The sequence below is a fragment of the Pseudoduganella sp. GW821-FHT12E03 genome (genome assembly GCF_058807115.1).
Window position 1 is genome coordinate 66,689 of sequence record NZ_JBXAQJ010000004.1, and the last position, 25,658, is coordinate 92,346.

Sequence of the window (25,658 nt, forward strand, 5' to 3'; positions counted from 1 at the left end):
GCCGCGTTGGCGCAGGCATGGCGGCTTCCGCGCAGCGGAAACCGCCCTACGCGTTTTCTGTTATCTCGATTAATGCTTCGGCTGCCGTCATCAGGCGCACGCCCTGTTCCGCCATCGCGGCCAGGAAGGCCTGTTGCTGCGCCTCGAATCCCGCCACGGGGCTCATGCAATCGGTCAGCAACACCAGCTTGTTGCGCCGCGCGGGGCCGAACTGGCGGGCGATATCTTCCACCGTGGCCTTGACGCAATGGCTGCCGGCCTGGCCCGCGACATAAATGCGCTCGGCCTGGCCCAGGTGGGCAATCAAGTCCGTGTTCAACTGCGTGCCCTTGTCTTGCGGGTCCGGCACTTCGGCCAGCACGGCGGAATAGTGTTCCGTCCACGGGTTGGTGCCCTTGATGACCTTGTGCACCGAGCGCAAGGTGCTTTCTTCCCAGCGGTTGTAGGCGGCGCGCACGTCGGCATGCACGTTGTGGCCCCAGGAACCGATTTCACAGTGCACCGGCCACACCATCAGCTGGTAGCGCCCCGCCGCTTCCAGCGCATCGAGGTACGACAGCGCGCGGGCCATGGCGGCCGGCTTGCGCGGCGCATAGCGGCCTTCGCGCACGTCGGCGGCCGTGATCGGCGTGAACGGCGCCACCGCGCCACCCTCCGCGGTTTGCCAGAAAGCCGGATGCGCGATATCGATGCGATGGTGCGAATCCAGGGTCACGCTGATGCCGGCAATCCCGGCCGCGCCATCCCGGATCAATTGCGCGGTGCGCTGCAAGTCGGCGTGGGCGCCGGCCACCGGCAAGGCCGGCGCCAGTTTGCCGTCGCCGGCGGGGTCCAGCGGGCGGTACGCGTCGGGCAAATCGCAGAAATCGTTTTGCGGATCGATCAGCAGCAGGTGCAGATGGCGTTTCATGGATGACTCCGGTTGGTTGGTGAAGCTATTCTAGTTCACTTAGTTTACAAGTGCAACTAAGTATTATGGCTTTGCTGCAGAGAGTGGTATTCGATTAAGATACGCCTGTTACTAAGTCAAACGGAGCGGCCTTGGATCCTGTCATCTGCACTGTCGATGTTGTACTGCTGACCTTGCAGGACGACGCCCTGAAGGTCGCACTGTTGAAACGCGAGCGCGAACCATATCAGGGCGTGGCGGCGTTGCCCGGCGGTTATATCCATGTGGAAAAGGATGCCGATACCCATGACGCGGCCATGCGCATGCTGCGCGACAAGGCCGGACTCGTGCCGCCGTATCTCGAACAGCTGGCGTCGTTTTCCGGCCCAGCCCGCGATCCGCGCGGCTGGTCGATTTCCATTGCCTATTACGCGCTGGTGCCGGCCTCCCTGATCAGCCAGGAACGCGTGCTGCTGGCCGATGTCGACAGCACCTTGCAATTGCCATTCGACCATAAAAACATCCTCGATGCCGCCGTGCAGCGCTTGCGCAGCAAGAGCCAGTATTCGTCGCTGCCGTGCCACCTCGCGGGCGAAACTTTTACCTTGCCGCAACTGCAGAAAGTGTATGAAGTGTTGATGGGCGAAGCGCTCAACAAGGTCAGCTTCCGCCGCAAGATGGACGAGATGGATATGCTGGAAGCCATCGAGGGCAGGATGATGGCGGCGGGGGCGCACCGGCCGGCGCAGGTGTACCGCTTGAAGGCGGCGTTCCGGAAACGCTTGCAACTGCTCGAGCGCGGCTTGTGACTGGATGCGGACATGGTGGCTTTGCCTACGGCAAAACCACCCTACGCTTTCGACGCAAACGATATCGCTGAATGCGTAGGGTGGTTTTCGCGGAGCGAAAGCCACCATCCCTGCTCAGCAGTAAAGCCTCATCTGTCGCACAAAGCGCACAGCGCGTGAACTAATTTCATTCAATCCGGTCCAAATCCCATCGCTGTGACAATGCGCGTATTTCTGCATTGCGCGGCGCGCTAACTTGAATGCATAGCGCTATGGGAGGGACCGTTGAACCAGGACATCCGCTACGCGTGGCTGCCGGACCAGACGCTGCCGTTATCTGTGCAACAGGAAGAATTGCGCAACATCGCGCTGCGGCGCGCGCTGCGGCAACCGCCCGGTGAAACCCAGCCGGAACCGCAAGCGGTGGCGGACTCGCTGACGGGGCTGGCCCTGTCCGGCGGGGGCATCCGCAGCGCCACCTTCAGCCTCGGCGTGCTGGAAGCGCTGAAGGAACAGGACCGGCTGCGCAGCATCGATTACCTCTCCACAGTCTCCGGCGGCGGCTATATCGGCGCCTGGCTCAGTGCGAATTGCAGCCGGGCGGCCAGCCGGCGCGATGCGCTGGACTTTGACAAGGTGCCCGCCGCGATCGGCGGCAACCGGCTGTACCGCAACTGTTACGCCCAGGCCGCCACCGACTGGCTGTCGCGCCACGCCAACTGGCGCGAATCCATCGCGCACTTGCGGCGCTATTCGAATTACCTGTCGCCCCAGTTCGGCATGTTCAGCGCGGATTCCTGGTCGATGGTCACCACCTGGGTGCGCAATGCGCTGCTGGTGCAAGTCACCGTGATCCTGTTCATGGCGGCGCTGCTGCTGTTGCCGCGCCCGCTGCTGTGGCTGTTCACCGCGTGGCCGGATCTGGGCCAGTGGCGCTGGACCTCCGTCGTGCTGTTCGTGCTGGCGGTATCCGGCGTGGCGGCCAACCACTGGCGCCTGACCGCGCGGCGCGACGTGCCGCAATTAAAGGCGCGGCACTGGAAAGCCGGCGTGCTGTGTTCGGCCATCTGCATCGCCGTCGCCTATGGCATTTGCGAAGTCATGGATTACAGCCCGTTCGAAGACAAGCGCAACAGCCTGGTGCTGTCGCTGCTGACCGCCATCCCCATCATGCTGGCGGGCCTGTTCCTGTTGCCGGCCGGAGTGCGGCTGGCAAAACCCCTGCTCTACCTGGGCCGGCGCCTGATCCCCGGCTGGATCGGCACGCGCGCGCCGCGCCGCATCGACTACGGCCAGGGGCTGACGCAGGCGCTGGTGATCATCCCGCTGCTGTTGACGGGCTACTTCCTGTCCGCCGTCATGTGGGGGCTGGCAACCGGGTCGCACGTGCCCTCGTCGATGCGCGACCTCGATACTTATGGCGAATTTTTCCTGGAAGGCTGGCGCTACTGGCCGTTCCCGCTGGCCATCACGTTTGTCGCCCTGTGGCCGCTGTCGTATTTTTCCCGCGAGCCCAACCTGCGCAGCCTGGTGGCGGCGCTGCTGGCGCCCCTGCCATCGATGCTGGTGCTGCACGCGCTGCTGTCCGTCATCATGCTGCTGATGCACCAGTGGTCGCAATTGCCGGACCAGCGCAACTGGCACCAGGGCGGCTGGTATGCGCTGGTGTGGGGGCCGGCGCTGGTGCTGTACGCGTTTTCGCTGACCATCGTGGTGCAGATCGGCATGCTGGGCCGCCATTCGCCGGAAGGGGTGCGCGAATGGTGGTCGCGGCTGGGCGCCTGGCTGCTGGTATATGGCGTGGCGTGGATGGTGGCGTCGGTGGCGGCCGTGTTCGGGCCGCTGTGGGGGCTGATGGCCCTCAACAGCGACTGGATCTCCTTCCCCGCGCTGGGTGGCTGGGCCGCCAGCACGCTGGCCGGCCTGATCGCGGGCAATGCCGGCAGCACGCAAGGCCAGAAACTCGGCGTGGCCGACACCACGCTCCGGGGCAAGGCCATGAACATGCTGGCCGTGGTGGGGCCCTATGTGTTCATTGCCGGCATGTGCATCGGCGTGGCGGCGCTGCTGCACCTGGCGCTGGTCTACACGGCCAGCGACAATTGCTGCACCCTGGCGGGCATGGAGCGCTATTACTGGATCGACATGGCGTTCCCGTCACCGCTGTTGGTGCTGTCGACCCTGGCGGGCTTGCTGGCCGCCGCCAGCATCTTTGCCTGGCGCGTCGATATCAACGTGTTCAGCCTGAATTCGTTCTACCGGGGCCGCCTGTCGCGCTGCTACCTCGGCGCGACCCGCTTCGTGCCGCGCGAGCGGACGCCGCAACGCTTTACGCTGTTCGATGACGATGACGACGTGCCATTGCCCGAACTGGCCGGCGAAGGGTTGACGCCCACCACCGGGCCGCAGCGGGCGCAGGCCGGGCCGCTGCACCTCGTATGCTGCGCGCTGAACCTGGGCGGCTCCAGCGACTTGTCGCTGCATTCGCGCCATGCGGCATCCTATGTGCTGACGCCATACCAGGCCGGCACCGGCTATTACCTGCGCACCGATTGCGGCGGCTACGTGCCGCTCGGCTACCGGCCCATCGCGCAGTATTGCGGCCACAGCATGCAACCGACCCTGGCGCAGGCGATATCCATTTCCGGCGCGGCGGCCAGTCCGAACATGGGTTACCACACGTCGCCCGGCACCGCCTTCATGCTGACCATGTTCAACGTGCGCTTGGGCTGGTGGTTCCCCAATCCCAAGCTGGCGCACATTACGCGGCCGTCGCCCTCGTTCAGCATCCGCTACCTGGTCAAGGAATTGTTTGGCGCGGCCGAGGGTCGTTCGAATTACCTGATGATTTCCGACGGCGGGCACTTTGAAAACCTGGCCGTGTATGAACTGGTGCGGCGGCGCTGCAAGGTCATCATTGCCAGCGATGCCGAATGCGACCACAAGTACCGCTTCGAAGGCCTGGGTTCGCTGATCCGCATGTGCGAAGTGGATTTCGGCGTGAAGGTCACGATTGATTTCACGGAAATCGTTCCCTTCACGGCCGCCGGCAGCGAAACCGCATGGGCGCGGCGGCGATTTGCCATCGGCTCGATCGATTACGGCAATGGCGAACAGGGCGTGCTGATTTACCTGAAAGCCGCCATGACGGGCCGCGAAGATGCGGCCGTCCTGCAATACAAGGCAACCCACCCGCGCTTCCCGCACGAGTCCACCGGCGACCAGTTTTATGGCGAAGACCAGTTCGAGAGTTACCGCCAGCTGGGTTTCGACATCGCGCAAACCGTGTTTGCGCAAGTGGCCATGTATCCGGACCTGGCGGCGGCGGCGCAGGCATTGCAGCAAAAATACTGTGGCCACCGGCCGCACCCGCACGGACCGGGCGTCCAGCCGCTGCATCCGCCATCGCACCCGCCGACCCATGCGCCTCAGTACGTTCCGGTACAGGCGCCCTATGCCATGCAGGCGAATTCGGGTGAGCCGCATTCAGGCCAGCCGCATTTAACCCAAAGAGTCGCGCCAAATATTGCGCGCCCAGGACAGCGCGTACATTCCTTCCGCTTCATTCGCGGCGGCCGACACGCCCCCTGACCCGGGCACCACCAGCAAGGTCTTTTTGTCGGCGTCATAGGCGTGCACCGACGCCACGTGGATCACGTCGCGGTCCGACACAAAGCTGTAGCACGTGTTGGTCAGCATGGGTTTCGCTTCCGGTGCGCGCCCCGCCAATAAATCCACGATCGCCGCGGCGCACACTTTCGCGTGCTGGTTCGCCATGTGCGCGGATTTCGGCATCAGCGGTGCGGCTTGCAGCGCATCGCCCAACACATGGATGAACGGAACGGCGGTCGATTCAAACGTGACGAAATCCACCACGCACCAGCGCCCGTTACCATTGGCGACGCCCGCCTGCACGGCAATGGCGGCGGCGCGCTGCGGCGGCACCACGTTCAGCACGTCGGCCTGCACCTTGTCGCCCAGCTCGGAAATGGCGGTGCTGGCGGCGGCATCGATCTCCACGGTCTTGAAGCCGGGACGGTAATCGACAATGCCGCCATAGCGCTCTTTCCACACTTTTTTGAATAGCGGGCCTTTCGACACCACATCGTCATTCGCATCGAGCAGCAGCACTTTGGATTTCGGCTTGTGGCGGCTGAAGTAATGGGCCACCTGGCACGCGCGTTCGTAGGGACCGGGCGGGCAGCGGTATGGCGCTGGCGGCACCGTCAGCGCATACACGCCGCCGTCCGGCATGGCTTCCAGCTGCGCGCGCAGCGCCACGGTTTGTTCACCGGCTTTCCACGCGTGCAGGATGCGTTCCTGCGCGCCGGGTTTTAACATGCCGGGCAACTGGTCCCACATGAAATCAATGCCGGGCGACAGGATCAACCGGTCGTAAGCCATCACGTTGCCGCCGGCCAGCGACACCGTGCGTTTGGCGGAATCGATGGCTTGCACCGTGTCCTGCACCACCCTGACGCCATGCCGCATGGCCAGCGCATCCCGGCGCAAGGTCAGGTCGGGCAGTGTTTTCGAGCCGCCCAGCACCAGGTTCGACAGCGGGCAGGAAATAAAGCGGCTTGTGGGATCGATGAGGGTGACATCGACCGCCCCTTCACTCCACAGGCGGAGATAACGGGCCGCCGTGGCGCCGCCATAACCCGCCCCCACCACCACCACGTGTGGCCGGCTGGAGAAGGACAGTGACGCGCAACCGGCCGTGGACAGCGCCGCCAGTCCGGCCGCGCCGCCCTGGATGAAGGCGCGGCGCTTCATGGCCGGCTCCCCGCTGGGGTACCCGCGATGCGCAGCACCGCCTGCGCATCGCCGCTGCCGGTGATGCTGCCGCGCTCCTGCGGCCAGCCGGTGACGGCGAGGCGCGATGCGGTGATCGCCTGTCCTGGCGGCGCCGGCGGCAATACCGCCGTTGGCACGGCCGGCTGCGCGGCAAAAAATTCCGCCAGCTGCGCCAGTTGTTCATCCGTATATCCTTTGGCGATCTGCGGCATGATCGTGCCCTGCCGGACACCCGATTTAAACGCCTTGAGCGCCACCAGCAGCACGCCTTTCCCCTGCCCCGCCAGCGATGGCAGCGCCACGCCGTCCGTGACGCCATTGGTGCCGTGGCAGGCGGCGCAATTGGCGGCCAGGCGGGCGGCAGTGGCAATGGCTGGCAGCGATGGATACCGCGCGGGTGCTGACAATGAGGTGGGCATCGGCGCGGTCGCGGTTTGAGCGGGCACAGGCGCCGCAGCGGCCTGGGGCTGCGCCCGCGCCGCCGGCATCCATGCTGCCGCGCCAAGCGCGCCAGCCAGCGCCATGGCGCGCATCGCCGGCATGGCCGCACGCAACGGACCTGACTGCCGTGCATGCCTCAACTGCAATGATCGATTCATAGCTCGTTCCTCAAGGTCGCACGCCCGGCGTTTCCAGCGGCATGCCCCGGGCGCGGAGGGCCAGCCATGCTTCGAGTTCCACCAGTTCCAGTGCGCCATACGGCGGCGCTTCGGCGCGCACGCCATTCATGCAATTGCGCAGGCGCCGTGGCAGGGAACCCAGCGTCTGCCATTCCAGCCGATACATCGGATACGCATTGGCATGCGCTTGCGGGATCACGGCGCTGGCCAGTTTGCGGCCCCAGTTGTCGTCGTGGCATTGGGCGCACGACAAATTCAATTGGCCGATACGCTGCTGCCAGCGCAACCGTCCCCGCTCGGCCGCCGCGCGCGTGGCGTCATCGTTTGGAGGCGCCATCGGCATGCCGCGCGACTGCATGCCAACATAGGCTTCCAGACTCAATACATCGTCACTTTCCAGCGCCAGCGGGGCGGCCTGCTGCGCGCCCTGGCGGCACAGGTCGATACGCTGCGCCAGCGTGACGACTTGATTCACCTTGCTGTCGAACGCGGGATAACGCGCCGCCACGCCGCGCATGGACTGCTTCGCATCGCCGTGGCACGAAGCGCACGACCGGTTGGCCTTGCCTGCGGCGGATTGCCACAGCATCTCGCCACCGGCGATCCACAGCATGGCGGGATTTTGCCGGTCATCGTTTTGCAGCGCCTGGGTGGCGGCGCTCATGAAACTGGCGCCGGACTGGCGCGTATCGGCATTGGCGGGCGGCTTTTTGGCTTGTGGATAGGTGACCGCAGCCAGCATCGGCACAGCGCGCGCATGGGCGGGGTAGCCGGTCACGGACAGGAAGGCGGCATCCTTGCCCGCCACGGCGGCGCCGCACCATAGCGACAGGCCGGCTGCCAAGCTTGCTACCAGCTTGTCCACAAGGCTTGATCCCGGTGCCGTGCGCTTCATGGCGTCACCGTGATGGCTTGGCGTTCGGTCTGTGTAAAGCCCTTGTCGCCGGTCCATGTGAATTCCAGCGTACCCGATTCCAGCGCCACCGTATAAAACGCGAGATACGGATTGGCGGAAACGGCGGGATGCAATTCCGCGCTGAACACGACTTCGCCGTTATAGCGGCAACTGAAATGCGTCAGGATATCCCTGGGCACCGGCTTGCCGTCCGTGCCGGGGCGGTACCCGGTTTCCATCGGGTGGCCGATCAATGCGCGGATTTCCACCACCTCGTTGCGCCTGGCCGTGGCCGGCATGTGGATCAGTGCGCGCGCCATTACATCGGCTCCCCTTCAATGCACGCGGCCAGCGCCACGATCACGTCCACGGTTTGCTGCCAATAGCTGCCATCGCTCATGCGCGCCACCGCCACCAGTTTTTGCGACGTGGCGAGGCGGATGCGGGTCGCCACTTCCGCTTTGCCGCTGCGCGCGGTCAGCGCGAAGCGCACGATGTCGGTTTCCGGGTTGCGCTCATTGAACAGCGCGATGCCGGTCACATGGTCTTGCGCTGTCATCGGGCTGTCCACCCGGATGGCGACGGGGACGGCGTTGCCGTTGTCGATCAGTTTGGCGATGTCGAACGTGACCTTGCCGTCGTTCGGGACTTTTCCACCGGTCCATTGCGCGATGGCGGCGCGCAGCTCTTCCGGCGTGGCCGCCGCGGGACGGACCAGCGCCAGCAGCGGCAGCGCGCCGGCCGCGCGCAGCAGGCCGCGCCGCCGGCCAAGCTGCCATCGGGCGGTGCGCGCCGTTGTCATGGCGCCCCTCCCGCCATCCGGGCGGCGTTACGGGTCATCATGGTTTTTCTTTCGGCGCAGGCGCCGGCTGCGGCGGCTGCGCAAATGGCGTGCGCAAGGTTTGCAGGTATGCCACCACGTCTTCCACCTGCTGCGCCGTCAGGATGGTTTTGCCACGGTATTGCGGCGCCACCTGCGACAAGCCATCGGCCTTGAAGTAAGCAGGCATGATGGTGGCGGGATTGATACGCGCCGGGTCAACAATGCGCTGGCGCAGTTGCGCGGCAGTCGAACGCTCGCCGGCGCCGCTCAAGTCCGGCGCGAGGTTGCCCTGGAACGGTTCTTCCGGAACCGGACCGGAATGGCACAGCAGGCACAGTCCAAGCTGGCGGTTGGCGACAATCGCGCGGCCGCGTTCACTGTCGCCGGCGGCGGCGCCCGGCAACGGCTCGGGGATGCCGTCGCTGGCCGCTGCCGGGCCAGGGAACAGCGGCACGGCCAGTGCAACGGCCAGCGCCACGGCCCCCTGCAAGGTATCGGACATGCGGCGCCGCATCCTCGGGGATGACAAAGTGCAGGTCATCGCGTGCCCCCGGCGCACGGTCACGCGGAAGTCATTGCGCCGGGCCGCCATGACGCCGTCATGCCTTGGTATTGCCTGGCTTCAGGCTATGGTTTTTCAGCGGCAGATCGCGGATACGCTTGCCCGTGGCCGCGAAAATCGCATTGAGCACCGCCGGCGCCGCCACCGCGATGGTCGGCTCGCCCACCCCGCCCCAGAAGCCGCCGGACGGCATCACGATGGTTTCCACCTTCGGCATTTCATCCATGCGCAGCGGCACGTAGGTATCGAAATTGGTTTGCTCGATGCGGCCATCCTTCAGCGTGCATTCGCCATGCAGCGCCGCCGACAGGCCATACACGAACGAGCCTTCCACCTGCGCTTCGATCTGTTGCGGGTTGACGGCGTGGCCCGGATCGGTGGCGGCAATGATGCGGTGGATTTTCAGGCGGCCTTCCTTGTTGACCGACACTTCCGCGCACGCCGCCACATAGCTGCCAAAGCCCATGCATTGCGCCAGGCCCCGGTAGACGCCCTTCTTCGGCGGCTTGCCCCAGCCGGCTTTTTCCGCCACCGCGTTCAGCACCGCCAGGTGTTTCGGGTGGTTGGCCATCAGCTTGCGGCGCAGCGCCAGCGGGTCCTGTTTCGTCGCATGGGCCACTTCATCGAGGAAGCATTCCAGGTAAATCGTGTTCTGGTTCAGGTTCACGCCGCGCCAGAAACCAGCCGGCACCGGCGGATTGCGCATCGCGTGGTCGATCAGTAAATTCGGGAACGAGTAGCCGATCGACGCTTCCGGTCCCGGCGCATTCAAGCCCTGGAACACGGCCGGGTCCTTGCCATCCTTCAGGGTGGAACCCAGCGACGCCAGGATCGACTGGCCGGAAATGCGCATGTGCAGGCCGGTGATATTGCCCTGCTCATCAAGGCCCGCCGTCAGCTTGCACGCCGTGACCGGGTGGTAGCGGCCATGCTGCATGTCTTCCTCGCGCGTCCAGATCAGTTTGACCGGCACGCCCGGCATTTCCCTGGCGATCGCCACCGCTTGCCGCACCCAGTCGTGCGTCGCGCCACGGCGGCCGAAGCCGCCGCCCAGGTGCAGTTTATACACGTCGCATTTGGCCGGCGGCAGGCCGGATGCTTCCGAGGTGGCGGCCAGGGCCGCTTCACCATTTTGCGTCGGGGTCCACACTTCACAGCGCTCCGGCGTCCACAGCGCCGTGGCGTTCATGACTTCCATCGTCGCGTGGTTCTGGAACGGGTACGAATACACGGCTTCCACGGTGCGCTTCGCCGCGCCAATGGCCGCGCGCGCATCGCCATTGCTGTTGCCCACCACGCCTTCCGGCGCGGTGAGCCCTTCCTTCAGCATGGCGGCAATATCGGCGCTGGACAGCTTCGCGTTCGGGCCTTCGTCCCACACGATGGGCAAGTCCGCCAGCGCCGTGCGGGCGCGCCACCACGTGTCGGCCACCACGGCCACCGCGCTGTCGCCCACCTGCACGACTTTTTTCACGCCGGGACGCTGCGCAATCGCCGCCGCATCGAAGCTTTTGACCTTGCCGCCAAACACCGGGCAATCCTTGATGGCCGCGTTGAGCATGTTCGGCAACTTCAAGTCCATGCCATACACTTGCGCGCCCGTGGTTTTGTCGACCGTGTCCAACCGCGCCAGGCGCTTGCCGGCCAGCTTCCAGTCTTTCGGGTCTTTCAGCTTGACGTCGGTGGGCACCGCCAGCTTGCCGGCCGCTGGCGCCAGCTGGCCATAGGTGGCGCTGCGGCCCGAGGCGGCGTGGCTGACCACCCCGTTGGCGGCGCGGCAGTCCGCCGCCGGCACTTGCCACTGATCGGCCGCCGCCTGCACCAGCATCATGCGGGCCGCCGCGCCGCCTTTGCGCACGTATTCGTTGGATTCGCGGATGCCACGGCTGCCGCCCGTCGAATAACTGCCCCACACGCGGTTGCGCGCCAGGTTGCGTCCGGGGCTTGGATACTCCGTGGTGACCCTGGACCAGTCGGCATCGAGTTCTTCCGCCACCAGCTGCGCCAGGCCGGTCAGGGTGCCTTGGCCCATTTCCGAACGGGCGATCCGGATCACCACGGTGTCGTCGGGCTTCACCACCACCCAGGCATTGACTTCCGGCGGCTGCGCGCCGGCCTGCTGCGCCCCGGCGTCCAGGGGAATCGCAAACGGCACCACCAGGCCGCCCAGCGCCAACGAGGTGATTTTCAGGAAGCCCCGGCGCGACGCCGATGGTGCGGATGCGGGCGCGTTCATGCCTTGTCTCCCGTCCGCTGGATATGCTCGATAGCGAGGCCGGCCGATTTCGGGGCGGCCTTATTGACCACCACCCTGATGGCGGCGCGCACGCGGTTATACGTGCCGCAGCGGCAGATATTGGTCATGGCGGCGTCGATGTCTGCATCGGTGGCTTTCGGCTTTTGTTTCAGCAGCGCGCTGGCGGCCATGATCATGCCGGACTGGCAGAAACCGCATTGCGGCACGTCCAGCGCGGCCCAGGCTTTTTGCACCGGGTGACTGCCGTCTTTCGACAAGCCTTCGATGGTGGTGATCTTTTGTTTTTCCGTCAGCGCGGAGATCGGCAGCACGCAGCTGCGCGTGGCTTCGCCGTCAATGTGCACGGTGCACGCGCCGCATTGCGCGACACCGCAGCCATACTTGGTGCCGGTCAGCCCCAGCTGCTCGCGCAGCGCCCACAGCAGCGGGGTATCCCCCTCCGCATCGAATTCCCGGATTGCTCCATTGACGTTCAGCCTGGCCATACTTTCTCCTGCGAAGGGTGGTCCGGCCCGGGCCGGAAAGCGCTGGTTATCTTACACCCCACATTTTCCTTTTGCCATTTTTGACTTGTATCAAAGTTTTTACTGTTTGGGATTCATACACTTTGTTTGAAACTCAACAGCAAAGAAAGAAAAAGTGTATGAAAGCCAGCAACCTTAAAGCCATCTCCCTCCTCCTTGCGGCCGTTGCCGCCCTGGGCGCCACTGCTGCGCAAGCCGCCGATCACAGCGCCTGGCTGATCCGCGCCCGCGCCGTGCACATCGACCCGGCCGACAAATCCGATCCGGTCGGCGGCACGGGCGCGGCGGACCGAATCCACGTCAGCGGCAAGACCATCCCGGAAGCGGATATTTCTTATTTCTTCACCCCCAATCTGGCGGCGGAACTGGTGCTGACCTATCCGCAAAAGCACACCGTGTACCTGGACAGCAAAGCCATCGGCACCTTCCGCCACTTGCCGCCGACCCTGCTGGCGCAATACCACTTTGCACCGGGCAATACGGTCAGCCCCTACCTGGGGGTGGGGGTGAACTGGACCACGTTTTCAAAGAACCGCCTGCTGAACGGCGGCGCCAGCCTGGAACATGACAGCATCGGCCTGGCCCTGCAGGCCGGGGCCGACGTGCGGCTGGACGACCACTGGTCGCTGAACTTCGACGTGAAAAAAGTGCGGATCCGCAGCGATGTGCTGATTGGCGGCGCCAAGGCCAGCCGCGCCAAGGTCGATCCTGTCCTGTTTGGCGCGGGCTTCGGCTACCGCTTCTGATCGCGCAGCGCTTGCTGTAACTCGTCGGCCAGCCGGCGCCGCTGAGAGTCGGCGGCGAATCCGCCGACTTCCAGGGTGGTGCCATTCGCTTCCAGCAACACCAGGCCGCGCGGCGACGCCGGCTTGGCGACGCGCGTAAAGTACGGTTCCAGCACGGTTTGCGACGCCCGTCCGGCCGAGACCCGCTCCACCAGCAGGCAGCCCGTCGTCAGCACGATGTGTTCATAGTCGGCGGCGTGGCGCGCATACAAAATGAAAGCCAGAGTGACGGCGGCCAGCTCGATGCTGGTAAACACCAGCACTTGCCACACGCCCTGCAGCAGGAACACCAGGGCCACGCTGAGCGACAGGCCGCACAGCGCGCCATAGGCCGCCACCGTCTGGCGCGGCGTCAGCGAGCAATTGCGGCGCAACAGCCATTCGTGTTTTTCGATATCCCGCTGCATAGCGTAATTTCCCGTCTCCGTATAGGGATTTTACTGCTGCGGGGATGTCTCTTCCGTCAACGTTGTTGCATGACGACAAACGCAATAACTCCCTTATCACGGCGGGCAGACACCCGGGCCAGGATGTGACATTCTTCTGGAAATTACTATAGGGGGAGACATGTCGCTTGCGAATTTGAAGATAGGGATGCGCCTGGGGTTCGGCTTTGGCGTGGTGCTGACCTTGCTGACAGCCATGATGCTGCTGGGCCTGGCCTCGATGTCGCGCATCGGCAACCGCACGCAAGACATTCTGAACGACAAAAACGTGAAGATGGCCGCTGTCAGGAGCATGGTCGGCGACGTTCGCAGCATCACGCTGGCGCTGACCACGATGACCGTGGTCTCGACCCCGGAGCAGATGAACGCGGAACTGGCCAAGGTGGACGAAGCCCGCAAGCGCTACAAGGACGCCCGCGACAAGCTGGCGTCGATGATGACGGAAGATAAGGAAAAAACCCTGCTGGCCGCCGTCGATGAGGCGCTGGCCAGCGGTGCGGAAAAGAATAACAAGCTGATCCAGATGCGCAAGGAAGGCGCAAGCGCCGAAGCCGTCGAATACCTGTTGAAGGAAACCGGCCCGGTGCAGGCCAGGGCGCTGGCGGCGCTGAACGACGTCTTCACGCACGAAACCAGGTTGATGGAGGAAGCCGGCGCCGACGTGGAGCAGGTCTACAGCAATGCCCTCATCATGCAGCTGGCGCTGGGCACGGTCGCCATGGCGATGGGCATCAGCGTGGCCTGGTTCATCACCCGTTCCATCACCGTGCCGCTGAACCGCGCGGTGGCGGTGGCGGAAACCGTGGCGTCCGGCGACCTGACTTCGCGCATCGAGGCGGAAGGCAAGGATGAAATGGGCCGCCTGCTGCAGGCATTGAAGAAAATGAACGATGCGCTGCTGGGCGTGGTCGGCGAAGTGCGCTCCGGTACCGATGCCATCACCACGGCGTCGCATGAAATCGCGGCAGGCAATATGGACCTGTCGTCGCGCACCGAACAGCAAGCCAGTTCGCTGGAAGAAACCGTGTCGTCGATGGAGCAACTGACCTCCACCGTGCGGCAAAACGCCGACAATGCGCGCCAGGCCAATACGCTGGCGCATTCGGCCTCCGAAGTGGCGTCGCGCGGCGGCGCCATCGTATCGCAGGTGGTCGATACCATGGGCGCCATCAACACCTCGTCCGGCAAGATTGCCGACATCATCGGTGTCATCGATGGCATTGCGTTCCAGACCAACATCCTGGCGCTGAACGCGGCGGTGGAAGCGGCCCGCGCTGGGGAACAGGGCCGGGGCTTTGCCGTGGTGGCGTCCGAAGTGCGTTCGCTGGCGCAGCGTTCGGCGGCGGCGGCCAGGGAAATCAAGGAATTGATCGACGCCTCGGTCGCCAACGTGGATGCCGGATCGCGCCTCGTCAACGACGCCGGACAGACCATGGGCGACATCGTCGACAGCATCCAGCGCGTGGCGGACATCATGGGCGAGATCACGTCGGCCAGCCAGGAACAGACCCTGGGCATCGAGCAGATCAACAAGGCGATTGCGCACATGGACCAGAGCACGCAGCAAAATGCCGCGCTGGTGGAAGAAGCGGCGGCGGCATCGCAAAGCATGCAGGAACAGGCGGACAAGCTGGTGCGGGTGGTCGGGTTCTTCTCGACGGGCGCGCAAACGGCGCCAGCGGCCGCGATGTCGCGCGCGGTGGCGCTTGCGCCAAAGTCCAAGCCCGCGCGCGCGCCAGTCAAACCGGCGGCCAGGAAAGCTCCCCCCAAATCCGCCGCGCAACCAAAGCAGGACGAGTGGGAAGAGTTTTAACTCACGCGACGCAAAATCCCATGCATGCACCACGTGGACGCAAACATGGCGGCTTTGCCTCCGGCAAAACCGCCCGACGCGCCAAGCGCCGAGGCTTCCGCGATCACTCACCAGCACCACCCTGCAGCATCGCCAGCAGCGCCCTAATCTCCTGCAACGGTAACACCAGGTCCGGCTGCCGCAGCCGGATCGCCGCCTCCGGCATCAGCGGCGACTGCGCTTGCTGCGGGTCCTGCACCACCGTCAAGCCCCCGGCGGCGCCGATCGCCGCCAACCCCGCCGCCCCGTCATGACTGGCCCCGGTCAGCAAAATCCCCACCAGCGCCGGCCCATAGGCGTCGGCCGCCGACTGCATGGCAAAGTCGATCGCGGGCCGGGAAAAGATGTGCAGCGGCTCGTTACTGAGTGAAAACGTGCCGTCATTTTCAACTGACAGATGATAATCAGCCGGCGCGAAATACACCGCGCCCGGCACCACCTCGTCCTTATCCGCCGCCTCGCGCACCGGCACCGCCAGACGCGCGGCGAATAATTCGGCCAGCTGGCTGGAACGTCCCCGCAGCATGTGCACCACCACCACCACGGGCACCGGCACCTCCGGCGGCAAGCCCGGCAACACTGCCATCAGCGCCGCCACGCCGCCGGCCGAGGCGCCAATCACGGCCGCCTCGAAGCGCCGCCCCTGCAGCAATGCCGCCAAGGTGGCAGACAAATCCGTGACGGGATGCGCGGCCGGATTCGAAGCCGCATTGTCCGCCGGCGTTGCCGCCGGGTCCCCTGCCGCATTTCCAGCCGAATTTTCAGCCGCGTGTCCAGCCGCATGTCCAGCCGGCTCGGCAGTCAAGTCCGCAGCCAGCTTTGCATCGGATGGCGCCGGCGTTTTCATCATAGTTTCCGATAAATGCGCTCGCGCCGCGCCACGTCTTCGAAGCGGGGTGAGAACGTGGAAAAATCCAGGGTTTCCTTGCTGCCAATGCCCAGGAACCCCCGGTGGCACAAGGATTCGTGGAACAGGCCGAACGCGCGCTCCTGCAACGGTTTTTTAAAATAGATCAGCACATTGCGGCAACTGATGAAATGCGTTTCCGCGAACACGCTGTCGGTCGCCAGGCTGTGGTCCGCGAAGGTGACGTTCTCGCACAGCGAACGGTCGAACAGCGCCGCGTTGTAGGCCGCCGTGTAATAGTCGGAAAACGCCCGCTTGCCGCCCGCAGCCTGGTAATTGGCGGTATAGCCGCGCATGGCATCGAGGGGAAACACGCCTTTGCGGGCCTTGTCCAGCGACACGGGATTGATGTCGGTGGCGTAAATGATGGTGCGCTCCAGCAGTCCCTCTTCCTTCAGCAGGATCGCCAGCGACAGCACTTCCTCCCCCGTCGAACATCCCGCCACCCACACCTTCAGCGACGGATAGGTCGACAGCACCGGCAGCACCTGTTCGCGCAGCGCCGCGTAATACAGCGGGTCGCGGAACATTTCCGTCACCGGGATGGTCAAAAATTGCAGCAACTGGGAAAACGCGGCCGGCTCGTGCAGTACCCGCGATTGCAGGATCGAGACCGTGGGGCAATCCATGTCGCGCATGGCGTGCAGCACGCGGCGTTTTTGCGACGCGCCCGTATAGCCGCGGAAATCATAGCTGTACTTCAGGTAAATCGCTTCCATCAGCATCGACAGTTCGATGTCGGTGCTGGACGGCGGAAGCGGCTGATGGCTGCGTGGCATAGGCCGTCCTTACTGGCGCCCGGCGCCCGGCATCCACACGCGCAGCAACGAATACAGGCGTGACAGGTCGATCGGCTTGGCCAGGTAATCATTGGCGCCCGCCGCCAGGCACTGTTCCTGGTCATCTTTCATGGCCTTGGCAGTAATGGCAATCACGGGCAGCCGGGCAAACCGGGGATTCTGGCGCAGGCGGCGCGTGGCTTCCAGCCCGTCCATCACCGGCATCATCACATCCATCAGCACCAGTTCGATGTCCGGTACGGTATTGAGCTTGTCCAGCGCTTCCACGCCATTGCGGGCGATTTCCACGATGGCGCCCTTCTGCTCCAGCGCGCTGGTCAGCGCAAAGATATTGCGCACGTCGTCATCGACCAGCAAGATGCGGCGCCCTTCCATGACGCGGTCGCGGCTGCGCACGGTCTTCAGCATCGATTGCCGTTCGCCCGACAGTTCGGATTCCACCTTGTGCAAGAACAGCGTGACTTCATCGAGCAGGCGTTCCGGCGAACGGGCGCCCTTGATGATGATGGAGCGCGAGTACTTGTGCAGGTCCGCTTCCTCGGCCCGCGTCAGGTTGCGGCCGGTATACACGATCACCGGCGGGAACGACGCGATTTCCTCTTGCGACATGCGCTGCAACAGTTCATTGCCTTGCATGTCCGGCAATTTCAAATCAATGATCATGCAATCGAAGATCGTCGTGCGCAGCAGCGCCAGCGCGGCTTCGCCCGACTCCACCGCGGTGATGTCGATGTCGTCGTCGGCAATCAGCTGCACCATGCTGTCACGCTGGCGCGCATCGTCCTCCACCAGCAGCAGGCGCTTGATCTTTTGCGTGAATTTGTCTTCCAGCTTGCGGAACACGGCTTCCAGCTGTTCGCGCGTGGTGGGTTTCAGGGCATAGCCGATGGCGCCCATGTGCAGGGCCGCTTCTTCATTGTCGGCGGCCGACACCACGTGCACCGGGATGTGGCGCGTCTCCGGGCTGTCCTTCAATTGCTGCAGCACGGACAGGCCGGAGCGGTCCGGCAATCGTATATCGAGCAGGATCGCATCCGGCCGGTATTGCGTGGCCAGTTGCACACCTTCGTCGGCGGCGAAGGCAACCAGGCAGCGGTATTGCATGTCATGCGCCAGGTCGAACAAGATGCGGGCAAAGGCCGGTTCATCTTCAATCACCAGTACCAGCCGTTCAGGCGGCGGCGGCAAGTCCCGGTCGTCGTCGAAGGGACGGGCGGCGGCGGTGGGCGCCGCGGTCGCCGCCTGCGCGCCGGCGGACGATGCCATGGCGCCATGGGCGTTGGCGGCCGTGCTGCCGCCTTGTTCCACGCCATCCGCGCCGGGACGCTGCGCCGCGTCGCCGCCCGCCGCGCCAGGCCATGGCGCGGGGCGGCCGGCCCCGGCTGCCGCGTGCGCCGGTGCCGTGCCGCTTTCCTGCGGCGGCACGTACCACACCGGCAGGCTCAAGGTGAACGTACTGCCTTCGCCCGGCGTGCTGGCGAGTGCGATCTTGCCGCCCAGCAGGCGCGCCAGGTCGCGTGAAATCGCCAGCCCCAGGCCGCTGCCGCCGTAGCGGCGGCTGGTGGTGCCGTCGGCTTGCTGGAAGGGGCCGAAGATCGCGTCCTGGTGTTCCGGTGCGACACCGATCCCGGTGTCCGCCACGGCGAAGCACAACCAGCCCTGGCTGCCGGCGGCAATCCGCAGGGTCACCTGGCCGCTTTCAGTGAATTTGATGGCGTTGGCCAGCAGGTTTTTCAGGATTTGTTCGAGGCGCTGGCGGTCCGTGAACATCACCGGCGGCAAGTCCGCTCCCAGCGCCACCTGGAACGCCAGCTGCTTGTGGCGGGCCATCGGTTCAAAGATATGCGCCAGGCTGTCCGCCACATGGCGCACATCGAGCTGTTCCGGCGCCAATTCCAGTTTGCCGGCTTCGACCTTGGAAATGTCGAGGATGTCGTTGATCAGGTTCAGCAAGTCATTGCCCGCCGAATAAATGGTTTGCGCGAAGCGCACCTGTTCTTCGTTGAGGTTGCCGTGCGTGTTGTCCGACAGCAGCTTGGCCAGGATCAGCGAACTGTTTAACGGGGTGCGCAGTTCATGCGACATGTTGGCCAGGAATTGCGATTTGTACTGGCTGGCCCGCTCCAGTTCGCGCGCCCGCTGTTCCAGCAAGCCTTGGGCATCGGCCAGGGCGCCGTTGCGCTGGTCCAGCACCAGCGCCTGTTCCGACAATTGCTCGTTGGTCTGTTCCAGTTCGGCTTTCTGGTTTTCCAGGCTGGCCTGCGATTCTTCCAGCACCTTCGACTGTTCTTCCAGCTCTTCGTTGGCGGTGCGCAGTTCTTCCTGCTGGACCTGCAATTCTTCATTCAATTGCTGCGTTTCCGCCAGCACTTCGGCAATGCGCTGGCGCGCCAGGGTCGCCTCGATGGCCGTGCCGATATTGCCGGCCGCCTGCTTCAGGAATTCCACATGGCGCGCCGGCGGTTCCTGCAAAAAGCCCAGTTCCACCACGCCGTTGACGACGCCATTGCTGTCCACCGGCGCCAGCACCACATGGCGCGGCCGCGCCGCGCCCAGCGCGGAACTGATTTTCACGTAATCGTCCGGCACCTGGTCGAGCCGGATCAGGCGGCGCTGCTCGGCCGCCTGCCAGATCTGGCCTTCGCCCGCCCGCACCACCGGATCGCGCTGCAAATCGTCGCGGCCATAGCCATAGGCGGCGGCACGGTGCAAGGTGCCGTCGGCTTCGCGCACGTACAGCGCGCCCACCGCCACGCCCAGGTATTCCGACAGGAAGCGCAGCAGCGCTTCCGACATCTGGGGCAGCGCCATCTGGCCGATGCCTTTTTCCGCCAACTGGCTCTGGCCGCCGCGCAGCCAGCTTTGTTCCCGCAAACGCTCAGCATGCTCGCTTTGTTCGCGCAGCGCGGCGCCAAACAGGTCGGACAGCCGTGTCATGTCGCGCCGGCCATTCATGGCCAGCACGCCGCCCACCACCAGGCTGACAATCAGGAAGGCCGCCACCGACCAGTTGGTGACGGTGCGCGCTTCCGCGTTGCGCTCGGCCAGCAGGCGCTGTTCCAGGATCAGGAATTGCTGCAGCAACGCGCGCACTTCATCGAATTCCAGCTTGCCCCGGCCCGCCTTGACGGGGCCCAGGTAATCGCCGCCATCACGGCGCAAGCCGATCACCAGTTGCGCATAGCGGTCCCATTGCTGTTGCTGGGCCGCGATGGCCGCCACCCGGCTCACCTGCACCGGGTTGTCCTGCACCAGTTTATTGAGCTCGCCCAGCGAGGTTTGCAGGCGCGGCTTGGCCAGCTGGTATGACGCCAGGAACGCTTCATCGCCAGTCAGCAGGAATCCGCGCATGCCCGATTCCATGTCCACCGCCAGCTTGCCGATTTCATTGGCGTGGCCGATGGTGCGCTCGGTATGCTCGACCCACGACAGCACATTGAGCAGGTACAGCAGCAAGCCAATGAACACCGCCACGTTGACCACGCCGGCCGCCAGCGGCAACGTGATGTTGCGGTTCAGGATGCGGCGGAAACTGCGGTCGTCCTGCGGGGTCTGGCCTGTCATGGCGGGCGTCCGGGTAGTCACTTGGGAGCCACAAGTTTATTCCAAAAGCAATTTTTAACGGCGCCGCCGCGGCAATCGTGCGGCCATTGCCCCACGGCCGGAATCGGCTGGCTATAATGGCCTGATCCTCCAACTTTGCCTGTTTGCCATGCGCCGACTCTTGATTGTTTTGCTCCCCTTGCTGCTGACCGCCTGCGCGCGCGACAGCGCCACTTATTACGTGGACAAAGGCAGCAACCAGCACACCTTATCGGTGCGGCGCCAGCAGGATTACTTCTGGAACGACAATGTGCGCGTGATCCTGGTGGCGACACGCCAGCCGGATTGCCAGCGCCAGATCCCGCTGGGGGAGATGCTGCTCGATGAAGTGGATCTCGAAGTGTTTGCCCAGCCGGAAAACCGCTGGAGCCTGCGCAATGGCAACCAGGTGTGGCAAGTGGAATCGCAAACTTGCGCGCTGATCGGGGAAGGCGGACCGGTGGCGGGCGACAAGGTGGGGACGTTCAAGGTCGATGCCAAGAACAAGCTGGTGTTTGAGGAAGTGGCGGCGCCGGCCACGCCTGCCGCGCCTGCGCCGGCCCCGGCCCTGCCCACGCAGTAACACTGTTGGCGCAAAATGCGTAGGGCGGTTTTGCCGCAGGCAAAGCCGCCATGCATGCGCGCCGTCAGCACTCGCCGGCGTCGTGCCGCACGCACGGCGGCAAGCCTGCGGCTTACCGCCCTACGAAATGATTTCCCGTTTCTTGTTTACTGCGCGGCCTTTTTGGCTTTTGCAGTCGCCGTCAGCGCCGCCGGCGAACGCTGGCCGGTGCGTCCATCAAAAAACCCGTTGTACTGCGCTTCATTGACATCGAGCTCGCCATTGGCGCGGGCCGCCAGCACCTCGGCTTTGACCTGTTCGCGGGTCAGGGCCGACGCCGTGGCCTGCAGTGGCGGGTAGTTATATTCATTGACCTCGAGCTCGCCGGCGGCGCGGGCGCGCAAGACCTCCGCTTTCACTTGTTCACGGGTCAGCGTGGATTTCTGCTGCTGCGCCTGATGGGTCAAGCCGTCCAGGTCCGACTGGGCAAAGGCGGCGCCGGTGGCCAGCAGCAGGGTGGCGGTTGCGAAGAATTGGGCTTTCATGATGGGCTCCTGGGATGTGGATGTTTTGAGGAATACGTTTTCAATGAACCCATCATATGATTTCATTTACCGATAAAAAAGCTCAAAAATCCACTGACAACCATTCGATAATCCGATAATTCCCGTGATCAGTGGCCGCCTTCGCTATCGAGGTGCGCCATTTGCTGTTCGCTGTAGCGGCTGCCCGCGATGGCATTTGGCGGCAGCGCGTCGGCCAGCGCCGCCAGGTCGGCCTTGGACAACGTCACGCCACTGGCGCCCAGCGCTTCCTGCAAACGCTGGCGGGTGCGGGCACCGACCAGCGGCACGATGTCATTGCCCTGCGCCAGGACCCAGGCAATCGCCACCTGCGCCACCGACGCCTGCAAACGGGCGGCGATGACCCGCACGTTTTCCACCAGCGCCAGGTTGTGGCGCAGGTTGTCGCCCTGGAAGCGGGGGCTGGCCAAGCCACGGAAATCCTGTTCGCCTTCGCGCTGCACGTTCCAGTGGCCGCTGATCAGGCCCCGCGACAGCACGCCATAGGCGGTGATGCCGATGCCCAGTTCGCGCGCGGTGTGCAGGATGCCGTTTTCAATGCCCCGCGAAATCATCGAATACTCGATTTGCAAGTCGGCGATCGGATGCACCGCATGGGCGCGGCGCAGGGTTTCCGGCCCCACTTCCGACAGGCCGATATGTTTGACATGGCCCGCCTTGATCAAATCCGCGATCGCGCCCACGGTGTCTTCGATCGGCACCGTGGGGTCGAGCCGCGCCGGACGGTAAATATCGATCGCTTCCACCCCCAGGCGCTTGAGCGAATACGCCGCGTAGTTCTTGACCGATACGGGACGGTTGTCGATGCCGACAAAGGCGCCGTCCGGATCGCGCTGGGCGCCGAATTTCACGCTGATCAGCGCGTTGCCACGGGCGCTGTGGCCGGCCAGCGCGTCGCGCAGCAGCATTTCATTGTGGCCGGCGCCATAAAAGTCGCCGGTGTCCAGCAGGGTGATGCCGGCCTCGAGCGCGGCGTGGATGGTGGCGATGCTTTCCGTGCGGTCGGCCGGACCGTACAGGTCGGACATGCCCATCAGGCCCAGGCCGATGTGGGCGGTGGCGGGGCCGGTTTTGCCAAGGGTGCGTTGCTGCATGGTGAACTCCAATGTCTGGTTGCGATGGAGTCATTGTGCTATGGTGAGATTTACTAATAAATAACGCAATCCATACAACTTTATTCGGTCAGGATTAACAATGGACCAGTTCCGCGTCATGCAAATCTTTAAGGCTGTTGCCGACGCCCGCAGTTTTACGCAAGCGGCGGAGCAGCTGGACTTGCCGCGCCCAACAGTCACCAATGCCGTGCAAGCCATCGAGCAAAAGCTGGGGGTGCGGCTGCTGCAGCGGACCACCCGCAAGGTCAGCCTGACGGTGGAAGGCATGATTTACCTGGACCGCTGCACGGCGCTGCTGTCCGAACTGGAAGACGTCAATGCCCTGTTTTTGGGCGACGGGCGGCGGCCCTCCGGCACCATCCGCGTGGATTTGCCGGAGCGGGCCGCGCACAACACGGTGATTCCCGCCTTGCCGGATTTCCTGCGCCAGTATCCCGACATCGACGTGCGGCTGGGCTCCAACGACCGCATTGCCGACCTGGTGGGCGAAGGCATCGATTGCGCGATCCGTGGCGGCGTGCTGCGCGATTCCACCCTGATTGCGCGCCGTCTCGGCGAAATGGAGCAGGTCAACCTGGCGGCGCGCGGCTACCTGGAGGCGCATGGCCGCCCGCAAACACCGGCGGACCTGGCGCGCCACCAGGCGGTCAATTACTTTTCCAGCCTGACGGGGCGCGACTTGCCGTGGGAGTACGTCGATGAACACGGCGCCGTGAAAACCCTCGCCTTGCGCAGCCGCGTGTCGGTCAGCAGCACCGAAGCCTACCTGGCCGCGTGCCGCGCGGGACTGGGGCTGATCCAGTTGCCGCGCGCCGGGCTCGATGGCTTGCTGGCGTCCGGCGAACTGGAGGAAGTGCTGCCGCAATGGCGGCCGGCGCCGCTGCCGATCTCGATCGTCTACTCGCATAACCGGCATTTGTCACCCCGGGTGCGGGTATTTGTCGACTGGCTGGCCCACGTGATGCAGCTGGAGTAACTGTGACACAATAGATACTTTAAGCAATATTTTTCCAATGACCACACCGTTCCGCCCAGCCTTTGCACCCGTGCTGGCCCTGTCCGCATCGTTCCTGGCGGCGGCTGTTCCGGCTGCGGCGGCCTGGGCTGCGGCAGCGCCACCGGCCGCGCACGCGCTGCGCCCGGACGCCCGCGCCGGCCACCCCGCCGTGAAAATCGATGGCGCCGCCCTGCTGCGCCATGTCCAGGCGCTGGCGTCCGATGAATTTGAAGGCCGCGCGCCCGGCACGCGGGGTGAAACCGTCACCGTCAATTACCTGCAGGATGTTTTCAAGAAAACCGGGATCGCCCCCGGCATGCCCGATGGCGGCTACCTGCAAAACGTGCCGATGCTGTACATGCAATCGACGCCCACGCTGTCGTATGCGGCGGTGGGCGGCAAGAGCGTGAACCTGGCGTCGCCCGACGATGTGGTGGCGTGGTCGATGCGCGCCGAGCGCAAGGTCAGCGTCGCCAATTCCGAGCTGGTGTTTGTCGGCTATGGCGTGACGGCGCCGGAATTCCAGTGGGACGATTACAAGGGCGTGGACTTGAAGGGCAAGACGCTGGTCATGCTGATCAACGACCCGCCGCTGCCGGACCCGAAGAAAAAAAGCCGGCTGGACGACGCCATGTTTGGCGGCGCGGCCGTGACGTATTACGGCCGCTGGTCGTACAAATTCGCGATGGCGGCCAAGCTGGGGGCGGCCGGGGCGCTGATCGTGCATGAAACCAAACCGGCCGGCTATCCGTTCGACGTGGTGCGCAACAGTTTTGGACGCGGCAATTACGGCATCAAGGTCAAGGGCGATACCCCCGGCTTGCCGCCGGTGCCAGGTTGGCTGAAGCTGGAACGGGCGCGCGACTTGTTCAAGGCGGGCGGGCATGATTTCGAGGCGCTGAAAAAAGCCGCGCTGTCGCGCGACTTCAAGCCGGTGCCGCTGGGCGTGACGGCCAATATCGCGGTGGCCAACGCGTGGGGCGACATGGCGTCGCACAACGTGGTGGGCAGGATCGAGGGCGCCGACCCCAAGCTCAAGGACGAAGCCGTGGTGTACACCGCGCACTGGGACCATTTCGGCATCGACGACACTCTGCCCGGCCCCCGTTCAAAACAGATTTTCCATGGCGCGCTGGACAATGCCACCGGTGTCGCGGCGCTGCTGGAAATCGCCCGCGCCTATAAAGCGCTGCCGGCCGCCCAGGCGCCAAGGCGCACGGTGCTGTTCGTGCTGACCACCGGCGAAGAGCGCGGCTTGCTGGGGGCGCAGTTTTATATCCGCCATCCCGTCGTGCCGCTGGCCAAGACCGTGCTGTCGATTAACCTCGATGGCATGAATGTGTGGGGCAAGACGCGTGACGTGATCCTGGCCGGCCATGGCAAATCCGCCGCCGATGACCTGGTGATGGCGGCCGCCAAAGCGCAGGGGCGCGTGGTGAAGCCGGAAGCGCATGCGGAGTCGGGCCTGTATTACCGGGGCGACCAGTTCGAGTTTGCCCGCGCGGGCGTGCCGGTCATCTTTACGCAGGGCGGCATGGAGTACATCGGCAAGCCGCCAGGCCACGCCGCCAAGCTGGCGCAATACACGGCGCGCGATTACCACACGGTCAACGATGTCGTGCAGCCGGACTGGGACATGGCGGGGGCGGCGCAGGACGCGGAATTGCTGTTCCTGGCGGGGTACCGGGCCGCGCAGGAGGCCGCCGGACCGCAGTGGAAGACGGGGGCGGAATTCAAGTCCGTGCGGGAAGCTTCGTCCGCAAAATAATGTCATCCCCTGGGGTCAGACCCCAAATGTGACAAAAGTGGACATCTTTGCCCGAAAAATGTCCGCTTTTGTCATTATCGGGGTCTGACCCCGGTGTGTGACATG

Annotated in this window: 22 protein-coding genes; 7 read left to right on the forward strand and 15 right to left on the reverse strand. The window is 64.6% G+C overall.

The features are described 5' to 3' along the window. Positions 1-46: 46 nt before the first annotated feature. A complete protein-coding gene (locus tag AC1RRC_RS11320; RefSeq protein WP_493055569.1) occupies positions 47-910 on the reverse strand; it encodes a cysteine hydrolase family protein in 864 nt (287 codons plus the stop codon). A gap of 131 nt (positions 911-1,041) precedes the next feature. On the opposite strand from AC1RRC_RS11320, the gene AC1RRC_RS11325 reads away from it, so the two are divergent. Together AC1RRC_RS11325 and AC1RRC_RS11330 are read left to right on the forward strand one after the other, a co-directional pair. After that, positions 1,042-1,698: an NUDIX hydrolase gene (locus AC1RRC_RS11325; protein WP_493055570.1), complete on the forward strand. Its 657-nt coding sequence runs from the start codon at positions 1,042-1,044 to the stop codon at positions 1,696-1,698. A 264-nt stretch (positions 1,699-1,962) separates the two neighbouring features. Further along, a complete protein-coding gene (locus AC1RRC_RS11330) occupies positions 1,963-5,268 on the forward strand; it encodes a patatin-like phospholipase family protein (RefSeq protein WP_493055571.1) in 3,306 nt (1,101 codons plus the stop codon). Here the strand turns inward: AC1RRC_RS11330 and AC1RRC_RS11335 are convergent. From AC1RRC_RS11335 to AC1RRC_RS11370, 8 genes are all read right to left on the reverse strand, one after another. Then, positions 5,179-6,453, reverse strand: a complete 1,275-nt coding sequence (locus tag AC1RRC_RS11335; protein WP_493055572.1) for an NAD(P)/FAD-dependent oxidoreductase — start codon at positions 6,451-6,453, stop codon at positions 5,179-5,181. The two genes, AC1RRC_RS11330 and AC1RRC_RS11335, sit on opposite strands and share 90 nt — an antisense overlap. Further along, complete coding sequence (locus tag AC1RRC_RS11340) at positions 6,450-7,073, reverse strand: c-type cytochrome (RefSeq protein WP_493055573.1); 624 nt, start codon at positions 7,071-7,073, stop codon at positions 6,450-6,452. Before AC1RRC_RS11340 ends, AC1RRC_RS11335 begins: the two co-directional genes overlap by 4 nt. Before the next feature lie 10 nt (positions 7,074-7,083). Beyond that, complete coding sequence (gene soxA, locus AC1RRC_RS11345; RefSeq protein ID WP_493055574.1) at positions 7,084-7,989, reverse strand: sulfur oxidation c-type cytochrome SoxA; 906 nt, start codon at positions 7,987-7,989, stop codon at positions 7,084-7,086. Next, complete coding sequence (gene soxZ, locus AC1RRC_RS11350; protein ID WP_493055575.1) at positions 7,986-8,309, reverse strand: thiosulfate oxidation carrier complex protein SoxZ; 324 nt, start codon at positions 8,307-8,309, stop codon at positions 7,986-7,988. Before soxZ ends, soxA begins: the two co-directional genes overlap by 4 nt. Continuing rightward, the gene (locus tag AC1RRC_RS11355) at positions 8,309-8,791 is read right to left on the reverse strand and encodes a SoxY-related AACIE arm protein (RefSeq protein ID WP_493055576.1); all 483 of its coding nucleotides are present in this window, start codon (positions 8,789-8,791) and stop codon (positions 8,309-8,311) included. The genes soxZ and AC1RRC_RS11355 overlap by 1 nt, the downstream gene beginning before the upstream one ends. Positions 8,792-8,828: 37 nt before the next feature. Next, positions 8,829-9,314 (reverse strand): sulfur oxidation c-type cytochrome SoxX, encoded by a 486-nt coding sequence (gene soxX, locus AC1RRC_RS11360; RefSeq protein ID WP_493055577.1) that lies wholly within the window; start codon positions 9,312-9,314, stop codon positions 8,829-8,831. A 97-nt stretch (positions 9,315-9,411) separates the two neighbouring features. Next, on the reverse strand, positions 9,412-11,610 hold the full coding sequence (locus tag AC1RRC_RS11365; RefSeq protein ID WP_493055578.1) for a xanthine dehydrogenase family protein molybdopterin-binding subunit: 2,199 nt from the start codon (positions 11,608-11,610) through the stop codon (positions 9,412-9,414). After that, positions 11,607-12,116, reverse strand: a complete 510-nt coding sequence (locus AC1RRC_RS11370; RefSeq protein WP_493055579.1) for a (2Fe-2S)-binding protein — start codon at positions 12,114-12,116, stop codon at positions 11,607-11,609. Before AC1RRC_RS11370 ends, AC1RRC_RS11365 begins: the two co-directional genes overlap by 4 nt. 158 nt (positions 12,117-12,274) lie before the next feature. Here AC1RRC_RS11370 and AC1RRC_RS11375 point away from each other — a divergent pair, with 158 nt between their 5' ends. Then, a complete protein-coding gene (locus AC1RRC_RS11375) occupies positions 12,275-12,901 on the forward strand; it encodes an OmpW/AlkL family protein (RefSeq protein WP_493055580.1) in 627 nt (208 codons plus the stop codon). Here the strand turns inward: AC1RRC_RS11375 and AC1RRC_RS11380 are convergent. Beyond that, on the reverse strand, positions 12,889-13,347 hold the full coding sequence (locus AC1RRC_RS11380; RefSeq protein WP_493055581.1) for a DUF2244 domain-containing protein: 459 nt from the start codon (positions 13,345-13,347) through the stop codon (positions 12,889-12,891). The genes AC1RRC_RS11375 and AC1RRC_RS11380 overlap by 13 nt on opposite strands. A 160-nt stretch (positions 13,348-13,507) precedes the next feature. Here AC1RRC_RS11380 and AC1RRC_RS11385 point away from each other — a divergent pair, with 160 nt between their 5' ends. Further along, positions 13,508-15,199, forward strand: a complete 1,692-nt coding sequence (locus AC1RRC_RS11385; protein WP_493055582.1) for a methyl-accepting chemotaxis protein — start codon at positions 13,508-13,510, stop codon at positions 15,197-15,199. 103 nt (positions 15,200-15,302) lie between these two features. Here AC1RRC_RS11385 and AC1RRC_RS11390 read toward each other — a convergent pair whose 3' ends face one another. From AC1RRC_RS11390 to AC1RRC_RS11400, 3 genes are read right to left on the reverse strand one after another with little or no spacing between them, the layout of a single operon-like run. Further along, entirely contained in the window at positions 15,303-16,088 is a 786-nt protein-coding gene (locus tag AC1RRC_RS11390; protein ID WP_493055583.1) for a chemotaxis protein CheB, read from the reverse strand. Continuing rightward, entirely contained in the window at positions 16,085-16,924 is an 840-nt protein-coding gene (locus AC1RRC_RS11395; protein WP_493055584.1) for a CheR family methyltransferase, read from the reverse strand. Before AC1RRC_RS11395 ends, AC1RRC_RS11390 begins: the two co-directional genes overlap by 4 nt. A 9-nt stretch (positions 16,925-16,933) precedes the next feature. Continuing rightward, entirely contained in the window at positions 16,934-20,509 is a 3,576-nt protein-coding gene (locus AC1RRC_RS11400; protein ID WP_493055585.1) for a response regulator, read from the reverse strand. 160 nt (positions 20,510-20,669) lie between these two features. Between AC1RRC_RS11400 and AC1RRC_RS11405 the strand changes: the two genes are divergently transcribed. After that, entirely contained in the window at positions 20,670-21,110 is a 441-nt protein-coding gene (locus AC1RRC_RS11405; protein WP_493055586.1) for a hypothetical protein, read from the forward strand. Between the two features lie 146 nt (positions 21,111-21,256). Here AC1RRC_RS11405 and AC1RRC_RS11410 read toward each other — a convergent pair whose 3' ends face one another. Together AC1RRC_RS11410 and AC1RRC_RS11415 are read right to left on the reverse strand one after the other, a co-directional pair. Beyond that, positions 21,257-21,634, reverse strand: a complete 378-nt coding sequence (locus tag AC1RRC_RS11410; RefSeq protein ID WP_493055587.1) for a DUF4148 domain-containing protein — start codon at positions 21,632-21,634, stop codon at positions 21,257-21,259. 128 nt (positions 21,635-21,762) lie between these two features. Then, entirely contained in the window at positions 21,763-22,767 is a 1,005-nt protein-coding gene (locus tag AC1RRC_RS11415; protein WP_493055588.1) for an aldo/keto reductase, read from the reverse strand. Between the two features lie 100 nt (positions 22,768-22,867). On the opposite strand from AC1RRC_RS11415, the gene AC1RRC_RS11420 reads away from it, so the two are divergent. Together AC1RRC_RS11420 and AC1RRC_RS11425 are read left to right on the forward strand one after the other, a co-directional pair. Continuing rightward, positions 22,868-23,764 carry a LysR family transcriptional regulator gene (locus AC1RRC_RS11420; protein WP_493055589.1) on the forward strand — a complete coding sequence of 299 codons (897 nt, stop codon included), beginning with the start codon at positions 22,868-22,870 and terminating at the stop codon, positions 23,762-23,764. 37 nt (positions 23,765-23,801) lie between these two features. Beyond that, positions 23,802-25,553, forward strand: coding sequence for a M28 family peptidase (locus AC1RRC_RS11425; protein WP_493055590.1), 1,752 nt, complete (start codon positions 23,802-23,804; stop codon positions 25,551-25,553). Positions 25,554-25,658: the final 105 nt, after the last annotated feature.